Source organism: Treponema rectale (assembly GCF_014202035.1).
Taxonomy (GTDB): Bacteria; Spirochaetota; Spirochaetia; order Treponematales; family Treponemataceae; genus Treponema_D; species Treponema_D rectale.
Map to the genome: position 1 here is coordinate 1 of NZ_JACHFR010000001.1, position 13115 is coordinate 13115.

Here is a 13115-nt window from a genome sequence, read left to right on the forward strand (position 1 = left end):
AGGGAATTAATTAACCGTGGAAGAGTTGTAAATCATAAACGTGTACAAAGAATTATGCATACTATGAATTTAATGGGAAAAAGAGCAAAAGAAAAGTATCATTCTTACAAAGGAAAAGTTGGTAAAGTAGCTGAGAATATAATTAACAGAGATTTTAATGCAACTGCACCTTTTCAAAAATGGACAACTGATATATCCCAATTTAGTTTTTCTTGGGGTAAATGCTATCTTTCTCCCATTCTTGATATGTATTCAAATGAAATTATCGCTTATGATTTATCATTAAGTCCAAATATGAATCAGATAAAAAGAATGTTAAATAAAGCTTTTGATAAATTTTCAAAAGTCGATGGGCTTATTTTTCATTCTGATCAGGGATGGCAGTATCAACATAGAGCCTTCAGGACAGCCTTGTCTGATCATGGAATTATTCAATCCATGTCCCGGAAAGGCAACTGCTATGATAACTGCATTATGGAAACATTTTTTGGAAGATTAAAAAATGAGTTGTATTATGGACATGAAAAAGATTTTAAATCTTTTTATGAATTTTCAGATGCCATTGATGAATATATAGATTATTATAACAACAAGAGAATTCAGGTTAAAACAAAATGGATGCCTCCTGTAAAATTCAGGGAAGCATCCATTCCTTCTTCCTAGTTCATAATATGTGTCCAGAATTATGGGTACATATCAAAAGCAGTCCTCTTTATTTTAAATAAACTTTACAGCTGTAGGAATAAGTTTGTTAGCACTACTGTTATAAGTCCAAGCTTCAATCATGTAATGTGCTGATGTTTCAATATTAAATACAAAAGCAGTTTTTTGATTTGATGGTCTTCCTGCAGCAAAACTACTACTTTGATATTGTGTAGTACCATCAGACATTTTTGTAATTCTTACAGCACAAAGTCCATTTGTGTCATTAGTTATACTTACAGTAGTAGCATTCGCATCTTTTACTGCAGCAAAGTCCGTTGCACCTGATATATTATTATTAACATAATCAGCAACTGCTTTAACTGACGGAATAATGTCATCATTGTTTTTGTTATCATCATCGATTCCTGAAGCTTTTGAACTAGTATTAAGTTTTCCTGCTAACGCAGTACTTACAGCTGCACAAGATGGAACTTTATCTGTGTCAGAAGTTACAGTTGATGTAATTTCTGTTTTATTTTGATGGAAAAAATATGAATACGCTTGAAATAATTTATAGATTATTTCAAGCGTATCGTCATTTTTAAATAAAGTCAAATTTTACATAAGTCTGTTTTATTTTATAGTTTACATTGATTTTTTATGTATGACTTAGCATAAAAAAAGAGCGCCGTCGCAACGCCGCTCTCGTAAGAAACACAAAATAACGTGTTCTCCAATCTGATTAAAATATAATGCAGAAAGTTGATGTTATCTATCTTCACTCTTGTTTTAATTCAAAACAGGAACCATCTGTGTAATTTTCTTAACTTCTTCAACAGGAAGTTTTAAAATATCTGCAATCTGTTCAACAGTTAATGCTTTTGCATCAAGCATCTTTCGGATGATATCAGCTTTTCCTCTGTTCTCAATTCTCTCTACAACATCGCACATAGTAACACCTCCTTTATTCTTGAAGTTACCTTCATCATAAGCCGTTTCAAAAGAATTGTCACCTGTTAATGCAGTAAACAATTTCATTAATGAATCTGCATGCAGGAGTTCCCCGCTTGTAGGTATGTAATCTTTGTTCAAACGTTTTGTCTGAAAATACTTAGCAACAAATTTAAAATCGCTCTTAAATAGACTTATTGTTTCATCGTCAAGCCAGGCAATATCAAATACGTTAATTTTATAATCACTTACGAACGGTTTTAATTCTTTTGGAACATCAAAACATTCATATAAAGACTTTGGAGCAGTCCATTTTGAATCAGTTCCAAAATATAAAACAAGAGTTGCGACAGGATATCTTTTTGTATTTGATTTATCCAGAAACTCCTGTTTGTATGATGCACCGTCATAGCTAATAATACGTAACGGCATATCAGAATCCTGTCTTGTCTGATTTTCAAAACCTAGAATAGAAATACGGATTTCCCCATTCTTCCAGATTTTAGAAACATCTCGTTCCTGTTCATGAAGCTCACCGTCTGCCTTGACTCGACGTATTGTAATTAAATAGATTTTCGGGGCGGGCCCGAAAAAGACATTTTTTGAACTTATTGGTCATCCCCCTGTTATAGCGGGGGTAGTACTCCTGCTTTCTGACAATAAACCTTTCTCAATAAGGTTAAGTTTTATTGTAAAATTCAACGGGCACGGGTATATTGGTTTTCAGGAGATAAAAAGATGGGAACTTATGTTATATGTGCTGTGCTTGCTGTAATTGTAATATTTGCCGTAAAAAGCGGACTGTCTCATTTTAAGGGTGAGGGAGGATGCTGCGGTGGCGGCGGCGGTTCAATAATAGTTCAGAAAAAACTTAATGGACCTGTAATTCTTAAAAAGAGTTTTATCATAAAGGGAATGAAATGTGATAACTGCAGGATAAGGGCACAGAATGCTCTTAATGAAATAGAAGGGGTTCTTGCAAAAGTGAATCTAAAAAAAGGCCGTGCAGATATATCCTGTGACCGTAAGGTTGATGATGAAGTGATTAAGGCTGCAGTAGAAAAATGCGGTTACAGTGTGTCTGAATAAAAAAAGGACTGTCCTGAAGTGAAAAATGAAGTGCACCCCTAAAGTGATATGTACCCCTTTTACTGGACAAAAGTAAAAGGGGTACATATCAAAGCTGGACAAATAAAGTTCAGTTTTAGAGGTGCATTTTTTATGTCCTTATTATTTTGCAGTAATAAGAAGTGTTTTTGGATCAAGTTTGAGGCTTGCTTCAACATTAGTCAGTTTGCCCATTTTAAGAATGGACATGAGGGTAGTAGAAGCTTTTGAATAAAGATGAATTACTCCTGCAAAGTAAGGAAGAATTGCTTTAGGAGCCTGTTCTTCAAGTTTATCTCCTTCTACAGTAGAAGAAATCCATACCTTTGTTTTTGTTGCTTTTGCATAGCTTGCTACAGCCTGAATGTCTGCTTCTTTTGCCTTTGCAAAGTCAACTCCGTCAATAACAACACCTGATACGGCAATTCCTCCAGCCTTAAGGGCATTAAGGGTGTTTACAACTTTCTCAAGGTTAAAGTTATCCTGATTGAAGTTAAGGATTGTTCTGTTGCGTACAATCTGGTCTTTTGCTTCTGCAGAGATTGTTTTTTTCTTTGAGATTTCATTAAGAATGCCGTCATACCATACGATTACGTTAGATGAATGCTGGTCAAAAGAAACATGTACGAGCTGTTTACCGTTAAGCAGTGTGTCCATTCCAAACTGAACAAGAACAGCTGTTTTTCCAAGACCTTTTTTTGCAGTTATAAGGCCAAGTTCTCCGGCTTTAAGGCCTCCGTTTGTAACTGCATCAAATGCACGAACCGGACTTTTTTCAAATAATTCCTGCTTTGCCATAATTAGTTTCTCCTTGTTTTTGTGATTTTAACTATCACCGGATGAACGGACTGCTCGCTGCCGGTAACATAAGTTTTTAACTTTCGGCAATCTCTAAAAACTAAAAGCCTTTAGAGATTCTCTTACTGATAAGTTTAACACGGTTCTTCTTAAAATACAAATTAAATAGTCGAGTCAAGGCACGCTAACGCTAAAAGCCTTGACAGCGCCGTTTTTCGGTTTTGTAATAAACCTTCAATACGTCGAGTCAAGGCACGCTTACGCTTAAAGCCTTGACAGCGCCGTTTTTCGGTTTTTGTAATAAATCTTCAATAAAAAAGCCGGCTTAAGAAGAACTGCTCCTCAAGCCGGCCTGTAAAAACTGAATTATCTAATCAGTAAAGATTATTTCTGTTCAGCCTTTCTCTTTTCCTGATACTGTTTGATGAGTGTTTCAGAAACATTATTAGGAACTTTTGCATATTTTTCGAATTCCATTGTGAATTCTGCCTTACCCTGTGTTGAAGAGCGGAGAATTGTAGAGAATCCGAACATTTCTGAAAGCGGTACTTCAGCGTTAACTGTAGATGTTCCGTTTTCATCAGTTGAATCAATGATAACACCACGGCGCTGGTTGATAAGACCAAACATGTTACCCTGGAATTCTGTAGGACCTGCAATCTGAACTTTCATGATTGGTTCAAGAATTGCCGGCTTAGCTTTTGCATAACCTTCACGGAATGCACCGATAGCTGCAGTCTGGAAAGCGATATCTGAAGAGTCTACAGGGTGATACTGACCATCGTTGATAGTGCAGCGAACACCTACTACAGGAGCACCGATAAGTGAACCCTTTTCCATAGCTCTCCTGAATCCCTTGTCACAAGAAGGAATGTATTCGTTAGGAATAGCACCACCCTTGATTGAGTCAACGAATTCGTAATCTTTATCAGCGATTGGTTCCATAAATCCGGCAACACGACCGTACTGTCCTGAACCACCAGTCTGCTTTTTGTGTGTGTAGTTGAAGTCTGCACGAGCTGTAATTGACTCGCGGTAAGCTACTTCTGGCTGAGAAACTTCTACTTCACATTTGTATTCACGCTTCATGCGTTCAACGTATACTTCAAGGTGAAGTTCACCCATACCCTTGATGATTGTCTGATTTGATTCAGGATCAACGTAGGTCTGGAATGTAGGGTCTTCTTTTGTAAAGCGGTTAAGAGCTTTAGCCATGTTAGCAGCATCCTGCTTGTTCTTAGGAGTAATAGCCTGAGAAATAACAGGGTTTGGAACGTACATAGAAGTCATGGCAATGTTAAGTCCGCCGCCACAGAATGTATCACCTGAAGCACAGTCAATACCGAAGAGGGCGATGATGTCACCAGGCATACCTTCGTTAATATCTTCCATTGAAGCAGAGTTCATGCGGACAATACGACCAACCTTGAACTTTTTCTGTGCACGTACGTTGAAGAGTTCATCACCCTTACAGATTTTACCCTGATAGATGCGGACATATGTGAGCTGTCCGAACTGACCGTCATCGAGTTTGAATGCAAGAGCAACACATGGTTTGTTTTCAACGTTGAAGAGCTCAACTTCAGCTTCGTTGTTATCACGGTCAAGACCGTAGTTGTGAACTTCAGTTGGATTTGGAAGGTAGCGCTCTACTGCATCGAGAAGCGGCTGGATACCTTTGTTTACGTGAGCTGAACCGAGGAATACACCTACAAACTGTTCAGCAAGAGTTCCCTTACGGATAGCAGCGATGAGCTTGTCTTCAGGAATGTTGTCATATCCGTTCTCAAGGATAAGTTCCATAAGTTCATCATCAAAGTTAGAAGCTGCATCAAGAAGTTCTTCACGGTATTTTTTAGCATCATCTGCAAGGTGTGCAGGGATTTCTGCATAGCGGAGTTCTTCTCCGTTTGGACCGTCGAAGTAAACTGCTTTCATTGAAACAAGGTCAACTACACCTTCAAGTTTATCTTCAAGACCGATAGGAAGTTCCATCATGTGTGAGTTAAGACCGAGTTTTTCACGGAGCTGTCCGCAAACACGGATAGGATTAGCACCCTGGCGGTCACATTTGTTGACGAATGCAACGCGTGGTACATGATAACGCTTAAGCTGGCGGTCTACAGTGATAGACTGAGACTGAACACCTGCAACGGCACAAAGAATCATAATAGCACCGTCAAGAACGCGGAGTGAGCGTTCAACTTCTACTGTGAAGTCTACGTGACCTGGAGTGTCGATAAGGTTGATTGTGATGTCCTTCCACTGAACCTGTGTAGCAGCTGACTGAATTGTGATACCGCGTTCACGTTCCAGGTCCATGTTATCCATTACAGCACCGACACCGTCCTTACCACGTACTTCGTGAATCTGGTGAATCTTGTTACAGTAGAACAAAATACGTTCTGAAGTTGTTGTCTTACCAGAGTCAATGTGGGCACTGATACCGATATTACGTACTTTAGTAATATCAAAAGCCATATTGTTTACCTCTCTAAAAAAGTTTGCGATAGTAATTTGACGAATTATATAGAAAAATGCGCTTAAATTCAACCGTTTTCGTAAAGTTGGAAAAGAAAAGTAAATAATTCAAAGATTTTCAAGGAAATGAAAAAATACTAAAAAAATAATTTTTTTCATGGAATGAATTACAGGTTCAGGGTCAGGGAAAGTTTGCCGGAATACTTTATTCTTTTAGAGGAAAAGGCAAACTGAATGTATGAAGAGAATTTTGTTTTATCTCCATCAGATTTTTCAAAGTCAGCAGAAAATCCTGAAGAAGAAATAAAAGGAAGGGGAGATTTTAAGGAATGGCTTATGGAAAATTTTTGCCGGCTTCCTGCGGTTTTATATTGAAAGGAAAAAGAATTTTTTATCCTGGATATGGGAATACCGGCGGTCAGCCGGTATGACTGTCCCGGGGTAAAATAAAAGCCGGTGCTGATTTTTTTTAAGTAGCAGATTATGGCACATTTCAGGTTTGCTTCGAATAAGGAGAAAGAGGACAGTTTTTTCATTTCCGGGAAAGTTTTTTCAACTACAATTCCTGAATTGAACCAGCAGTGTTTCAGATACACTTTGTACTGAGGATTTATTTTAAGCTGAAATTCAGTGTGCGGCATTAATCCGCCGGCACTTATTAAATCAGCATCGGCTAAAAAGATAACTGTATTCAAAGTGAAGTTTTCCAGCAGCAGGGAATTTGTCAGTCTTAATGATGACCTGATTCCTCCGAAGGGATTTTCGTAAAAAGCGCAGGCTGCAGAACTTCTCCAGACAGGAGCGGTAAAATTAAAAAGAAGTTCTCCTGCTGAATAAAAATCGTATTTATATGGTAGTTTTTTGAAATACCACTGAGAGGTTGTTTTCTGTCCGTGCTTAAAAATTCCTCCGGTAAATCCTGTTTCAAGAGAACCGGTATGGGGCAGTGAAAAAGTTTTGTTTATGTTGAAAAATAATTCTTTTTCCGGAATTACTGCTGCCTGAACTTCCGGAAAGTATTTTGTTTTTACGCCGGGCTCTATTGTGACTGCTGCAGAAAAATCTGCAGGGCTTCCTGTAAAACCTGGAAGGGCAGGAGAAGTCCCCTGTGGCAGCAGAAGGGCACTTTTTAATGGAGAAAGAGACTGGGGAAGAGGTGATTTCAGTCGAGAGCGGGCTGCAGAGTATTTTAGTGTCCCTGCAAATATTTCTGTATTAAATGGAAAACATTTTGTATTCAGGTGAACTTGAGTTCCATACCGGCATTTCTGAAAATCAGTGTTACCGGTAGATAACGTCAGGTCAAGCAGGCTGGTGTTCAGTCTTACTCCTGAGTCATACTTTATTTTTATTTCATCAGAGTTCACAGTTTTAGAAGCAGAAAGGCCAGACCAAATGTTAAGGTTCTGGAAAACTTTTGGCTGTGGAAATGTGTTCTGTGTAAAAATAAAAAATACTGCAGGTAAAAAATAATCATGTAATCTCACATATATATATTTGAACTGAATTTTCAAAAACTACACAATTCAATAAAAAAAATAATGATTTTGTATAAATTTTTATATTGTAAAATCAAAACCGGCATTGTAAAAAGAAATTATGTGCAGGTTCAAATTTAATGATAAAAATCTTGATGATGAAAAGCGGCTTGATGATTTGATGGACAGACTTACAGTTGAGGAAAAAACAGGTTTTATTCCAACCTGGAATCAGGCTGTTGAACGTCTGGGAATTTCTGAATATGGAATAGGAGGAGAAGGTGCCCATGGTTTTGTAAGCAGGGAAGAATGTTCAACAACTTTTCCTCAGACTATTGCTCTGGCTTCTACATGGAACAGGGAGCTTTTAGAAAAAATAGGAAGTATCATTTCTCTGGAAGCAAGGGCTTTTTATAATACTCATGACAGAAAAGGCGGATTGTGTCTATGGTTTCCTACAATAGATATGGAACGTAATCCTATGTGGGGGAGAACGGAAGAAGGTTATGGAGAAGATCCCTATTTGACCGGAGAACTTGCATCTTCAATTATTAGGGGATGTCAGGCAGAAACAGACGGCAGGGTAAAAGCTACATGTGCTCCAAAACATTTTTTCGCAAATAATAATGAAAAGGACAGATGCACATGTTCATGTTCGGTAACTCCAAGAAATATGCATGAATATTTTTTAGAGCCCTTTGAGAGAGTTTTTAAAAAGGCTGCTCCCTATTCAGTTATGACTTCATATAACAGTGTTAATGGAATTCCTATGATACAGAATCCCATGTTAAAAAAAATCATAATAGAAAAATGCGGACTTGGAAAAAGAGGACATGCTGTCTGCGACGGAGGAGATTTTTCTCAGAATGTAGAACTTCATCATTATTATGAAAGTCATGAAAAAACGTTGCAGGCTGCATTTAGAAATGGAGCAGATGCAATGACTGATAATCCTGAACTTGTCTGCAGTACCATAAAATCTGCACTTGATAAAGGAATGATTTCAGAGAAAGAACTTGATGAGCATGTAAGGAATATCCTCAGGGTAAGAATGAAACTGGGGATGTTTGATGAAAACGGATGTGTTTTTGATGATATCGGAAAGGAATGTATCTGCATGCAATCTTCAGCAGAACTTGCATTTCAGTCATGTGCAGAATCTGTAGTACTTTTAAAAAATGAAAAAAGTGGCGACGGAGAAAAACTTCTTCCCCTGAAGCCAAAGAAAAAAATTGCAGTTATCGGAAATATGGCAGATCGTGTTTATGAAGACTGGTATTCAGGAAAAATGCCTTATTCCGTTTCTGTCCTGGATGCCTTGAAAAGAGATTATGACGGTGAAATTCTTTTCTGTGATTCTGATGACAGAATAAATCTTTATACAGAAGATGGAAGACCTCTTGTTCTTGATGAAAGCAGAATTCTTAAAGCTGGAAGAAAAGGAGAAAAGCCTGCTGATTTTAAAATGGAAGACTGGGGATTTGGAGCAGTAACTTTGTTTAATGAAGATTTCCATTGCTGGCTTCAGACTGTTGATGATATGCCTTCTGATCATCAGCCTGATCTGGATGAAATTGAAGCATTCAGAAAAAACGGCGGTAATGGTCGTCTTGAATGTTCTGCAGAAAAGCTTCTAAGCTGGTTTGTTTCCAGTCTCTTTAATTTTATTCCTTCAGGAAATAAAAATGAATATTATATACGCTCATGGAATTCAACTTCTGTCAGATGTAATGGTTCTGAAATAATTGCAGACGGAAGCGAAGACTCTTCTGAAAGTTCAGAAATTTTTATCGTTAAAACAGTGAGTGACGGAATAGAAAAAGCCTGTGCGTCTGCTTCTGAGTGTGATGAAGTTCTGTATATATGCGGTAACAATCCTGTAATCAACGGCAAGGAAGAAGTAGATAGACCGTCTTTGAAAATGCCAGAAAGAATGTCATATATTTTAAAAAAGGTTCATGAAAAAAATAAACAGATAGTACTGCTTGTAGTTTCTTCTTATCCTTACGCAATGGAAGAAGAAGCTGCTTTGTGTAAAAGTGTTTTATGGTGTGCTCATGGTCTTCAGGAGCAGGGGAATGGTATTGCTGCCGTGCTGTGCGGACAGGTAAGCCCTTCAGGACACTTAACATTGTCATGGTATAAAGATGAAAGACAGACTGCATCTCTGGATGATTATGATGTAATTGGTTCCAGACAGACTTACAGATATTTTGACGGAAATGTTTTATTTCCGTTTGGTTATGGTCTTTCTTATTCAGATGTCAGTTACACTAATGGAAAAATATCGTCTGATAAAATTGATTCTGCCGGAATGGAAGTTTCTTTTGATGCAGAAAATACAGGAAATATGAAAGCTGCTTTTGTTCCTCAGCTTTATATTCATGAAAAAAACTGCCGCATAGAATTTGCTGAAAAAAAACTCTGTGGTTTTGAAAAGATTATTCTGCATCCGGGAGAAAAAAGAAGAATCTCTTTTAAGGTGGATTATGCTGATTTTTCTGTCTATGACGTGGAACTTGAGGAAATGATTGTACAGAAAGGACGGGCCGTACTGACTGTAGGAAACTCATGTGAAGATGGACAGATGATTTTTGAAGCTGACGTGGTACCTGATCATGATGAAGAAAAGATAAAGTATCGTAATTTTGCCAGAAAAGTCTGGGCGTGGAATTTTAATGAAGCTTTTTCTTATATTCTGGATGAAAGACGCGGTCATGACATACCTGCCGTATTTTCTTCCGAAAAAAAATGCAGCATTGTTTATAGAAATGTTTTATTTAAAAAGGGGTGCTATGAGTTCAGAGCCTGTATTTCATCTTCTGCAGCATGTTACTTAAATATCTGGCAGCGCGGAAGAAACACTAAACTTTTGAGTCGTATTTCTCTGCCGAATACCGGAGATGTCTGTGCCGTACCAGGAAAAAAAAGAAGAAGAATCTGGACTGAAATTTGTTCTGAAATATTTTTTATGGAAGAGGTTAATGATATTGTTTTTGAAATAGAGGGTGATGCAGGAATTCACTGGTTTAAATTTAATGAAAGAAAGTGATTGCAAATAAAAAAAGTTTTTTATTGAAAATTCTCATGTTTTTTTTTACGGATTATGACTTTAGCATTCACACTGAGAACTTGTTAATGAAGGTATTACATGAAAAACAGATGTTTAAGATTGTTAATGGGAATGCTTATACCTGCTTTTTTTTCCTGCGGAGAGATGAAGCAGCTGACATCTTCTGCGGATACTGTAGATTTTGATATGACCTTTACTGATATTACAGCAACGGATGCCGTAAAAGAAATGGGGAACGGCTGGAATTTAGGAAATACCCTTGAAGCAACCGGCGGAGAAACTGCATGGGGGGCGCCTGTTACTACTTATAAAATGCTTCAGGGGGTTAAAAACTGTGGATTTGACAGTGTCAGAGTTCCGGTAGCATGGTATACGAATGGAGTTACGAGTGTTAATAAGAATAAAGGCAATTACAAGATTACATCTGCATGGATGAATCGTGTTGATGAAATAGTTTCTTATGTCCTTGCCAGTGACATGTACTGCATAATAAACATTCACTGGGACGGTAACTGGTGGGAAGATTTTTATTCTGATAATGAAGAAGAAAGAGAAACTGCTGCAGAAATTTATTCTTCACTGTGGACTCAGATTGCTGAACATTATAAGGATTATCCGGAAAAGCTTATTTTTGAAAATGCCAATGAGGAACTCAAGGGAAATTCTGACTGGCAGTATGAAGTTTCAAATGTAGATATAAACCAGACTTTTGTTGATTTGATTCGTTCATCCGGCGGAAACAACGACAGACGTGTTCTTTTAATAGCCGGGATAAATACGGATATTGATAAAACCTGTGACAGCCGCTTTAAGATGCCTTCTGATACAATAGAAAATCATCTCATGCTTTCAGTTCACTATTATACTCCGTGGACTTACTGCGGAATGTGGGAAGATGCTGACTGGGGATCCGTTCAGTGGGACTGGGGTAGCGAAGAAGATTACGCTCTGATGGAAACTCAGCTTGCAAAGATGGAAAAGTTTACTTCTGCAGGTGTTCCTGTCGTGTTTGGAGAATTCTCTACCTGTGAAAGTGATACTATTGCTCCTCATGTAAAAGACGGCTGGGATAAGTTCCTTCAGAATTTTGTAGATTTGTGCCGGCTTAACGGTCAGATGTGTCCTATGGTCTGGGACATTCAGTGTGCCTATCCCTGGTATGACAGATACAAGTGTAAGTTTAATTCATCTTATCCGGAATTATATACAATCTTTGCCAGACAGTGAGGTAATATATGAAAAAGGTGATTGCGGCAGTATGTATTGCAGGTCTGGTGTGCGCTCAGATTTGTGCAGAAAAATCTTCTCAGAATAAGAATGCTGACTATGATGACTTAAAAGTAAGTTCAAAAAAAGTTCTCGTACAGAAAGCTAAACGGGCTCAGTCTGAAGCCGGAAAATTTGTTTCCGGACTTGGGGCGGGATGGAATCTTGGAAATACTCTTGATGCTTTTAATGATTCTGATTCTGCTTACGGCCAGGGGCTTGAAAGTGAAACCTGCTGGGGACAGCCGAAGACAACGAAAGAAATGATTCAGGCTGTTCATAAAGCCGGGTTTGATATAATTCGTATTCCGGTAACATGGCATAATCACATTTCAGATTCTTCTACAATGAAAATAGATTCTGAATGGATGGCCCGCGTAAAGGAAGTTGTTGATTATGCATATGATGACGGAATGTATGTTATTCTTAATACTCATCATGATAACCTCAGTTATGAAACTACATACTGGAATGGTGATGTAAATGCCGTACGTTCTTATGGATATGATTCAACTGCATACAACGGACGTAAACTTACAGGATACTGTCTTGATGAAAGGGCAGAGGCTGAGTCAGTAAAATTTTTAACGCAGGTATGGAAGCAGATTTCCAGGGAGTTTGCTTCTTATGATGAACGTCTGATTTTTGAAATAATGAATGAACCCAGACAGGCTGGAACTGATCATGAATGGTGGCTTCCTTCTGACTGTGCAGAATGCATTAAGGCAATGAAGATTCTTGAGAAGTATGAGAGTGAAGCATTAAAAGCCATCCGTTCTGTTGACGGAAATGAAAAGCGTTTTGTAATGATTCCCGGAATGCAGGCCAGTGCAGATTTTTTAAGAGATTTTGTTTTGCCGGCAGATGTTATTGAAGAAAAGAGGCTCATACTTTCTGTTCATGCTTATTCACCTTATGGTTTTGCAATGTATGATGGAACAGAACACAGACGTTTTACATCTGATGATGTTTCTTTTATAGATTCAATATTTACGGGCGTTTACAGGGACTTTGTAAAGAACAGGGGAATTCCCGTTATTGTAGGAGAAATGAGCTGTTCTAATAAAGGCAATATTGACGATAGAATTTTGTGGTTTGAGACTTTTACTTCGACTGCATGGAAGTCTTATGGAATGCCGTGTGTGCTTTGGGATAACGGTGCATACGGTATTCAGGAAAATGGAAGCGAACAGCACGGATATTTCAGCAGGACTCGTCTTACATGGTATTTCCCGAGTTTAATAAAGAAGATGCTTATGTGCAGTGGAATAATGCCTGGAGAAATTAAGCAGGATTTTGCTACGATGCCCTGACAG

The 13115-nt window shown here is 38.0% G+C and carries 10 protein-coding genes; 5 read left to right on the forward strand and 5 right to left on the reverse strand.

From position 1 onward, the window contains the following. Positions 1 to 663: IS3 family transposase (locus HNP77_RS00005; RefSeq protein ID WP_184651109.1), on the forward strand; the 663-nt coding region annotated here is incomplete at its 5' end. 54 nt (positions 664 to 717) lie between these two features. Here the strand turns inward: HNP77_RS00005 and HNP77_RS00010 are convergent. Both HNP77_RS00010 and HNP77_RS00015 read right to left on the reverse strand, forming a co-directional pair. Continuing rightward, positions 718 to 1260 carry a hypothetical protein gene (locus tag HNP77_RS00010; RefSeq protein WP_184651110.1) on the reverse strand — a complete coding sequence of 181 codons (543 nt, stop codon included), beginning with the start codon at positions 1258 to 1260 and terminating at the stop codon, positions 718 to 720. A gap of 174 nt (positions 1261 to 1434) precedes the next feature. Continuing rightward, on the reverse strand, positions 1435 to 2208 hold the full coding sequence (locus HNP77_RS00015) for an Rpn family recombination-promoting nuclease/putative transposase (protein WP_343042518.1): 774 nt from the start codon (positions 2206 to 2208) through the stop codon (positions 1435 to 1437). Between the two features lie 126 nt (positions 2209 to 2334). Between HNP77_RS00015 and HNP77_RS00020 the strand changes: the two genes are divergently transcribed. After that, positions 2335 to 2685, forward strand: a complete 351-nt coding sequence (locus tag HNP77_RS00020; protein WP_184651112.1) for a heavy-metal-associated domain-containing protein — start codon at positions 2335 to 2337, stop codon at positions 2683 to 2685. A gap of 141 nt (positions 2686 to 2826) precedes the next feature. On the opposite strand, the gene HNP77_RS00025 is transcribed toward HNP77_RS00020, so the two are convergent. The 3 genes from HNP77_RS00025 to HNP77_RS00035 all read right to left on the reverse strand — a co-directional run bounded on the left by HNP77_RS00025 (position 2827) and on the right by HNP77_RS00035 (position 7469). Beyond that, a complete protein-coding gene (locus HNP77_RS00025; RefSeq protein ID WP_184651113.1) occupies positions 2827 to 3501 on the reverse strand; it encodes an ATPase domain-containing protein in 675 nt (224 codons plus the stop codon). A 384-nt stretch (positions 3502 to 3885) separates the two neighbouring features. Beyond that, positions 3886 to 5982, reverse strand: coding sequence for an elongation factor G (fusA, locus tag HNP77_RS00030; protein ID WP_184651114.1), 2097 nt, complete (start codon positions 5980 to 5982; stop codon positions 3886 to 3888). Between the two features lie 167 nt (positions 5983 to 6149). After that, on the reverse strand, positions 6150 to 7469 hold the full coding sequence (locus HNP77_RS00035) for a hypothetical protein (protein WP_184651115.1): 1320 nt from the start codon (positions 7467 to 7469) through the stop codon (positions 6150 to 6152). 112 nt (positions 7470 to 7581) lie between these two features. On the opposite strand from HNP77_RS00035, the gene HNP77_RS00040 reads away from it, so the two are divergent. The 3 genes from HNP77_RS00040 (at position 7582) to HNP77_RS00050 (ending at position 13112) form a co-directional block, all read left to right on the forward strand. After that, positions 7582 to 10512: a glycoside hydrolase family 3 protein gene (locus HNP77_RS00040; protein WP_184651116.1), complete on the forward strand. Its 2931-nt coding sequence runs from the start codon at positions 7582 to 7584 to the stop codon at positions 10510 to 10512. Positions 10513 to 10611: 99 nt separating this feature from the next. Next, positions 10612 to 11760 carry a glycoside hydrolase family 5 protein gene (locus tag HNP77_RS00045; protein ID WP_184651117.1) on the forward strand — a complete coding sequence of 383 codons (1149 nt, stop codon included), beginning with the start codon at positions 10612 to 10614 and terminating at the stop codon, positions 11758 to 11760. Between the two features lie 8 nt (positions 11761 to 11768). After that, entirely contained in the window at positions 11769 to 13112 is a 1344-nt protein-coding gene (locus tag HNP77_RS00050) for a glycoside hydrolase family 5 protein (protein ID WP_184651118.1), read from the forward strand. Positions 13113 to 13115: the final 3 nt, after the last annotated feature.

Bases quoted from the DNA above. Each gene is read 5' to 3' on its own strand.
- HNP77_RS00020 (WP_184651112.1), top strand. From the start codon at position 2,335: ATGGGAACTTATGTTATATGTGCTGTGCTTGCTGTAATTGTAATATTT.
- HNP77_RS00025 (WP_184651113.1), bottom strand. From the start codon at position 3,501: ATGGCAAAGCAGGAATTATTTGAAAAAAGTCCGGTTCGTGCATTTGAT.
- fusA (WP_184651114.1), bottom strand. From the start codon at position 5,982: ATGGCTTTTGATATTACTAAAGTACGTAATATCGGTATCAGTGCCCAC.
- HNP77_RS00040 (WP_184651116.1), top strand. From the start codon at position 7,582: ATGTGCAGGTTCAAATTTAATGATAAAAATCTTGATGATGAAAAGCGG.
- HNP77_RS00045 (WP_184651117.1), top strand. From the start codon at position 10,612: ATGAAAAACAGATGTTTAAGATTGTTAATGGGAATGCTTATACCTGCT.
- HNP77_RS00050 (WP_184651118.1), top strand. From the start codon at position 11,769: ATGAAAAAGGTGATTGCGGCAGTATGTATTGCAGGTCTGGTGTGCGCT.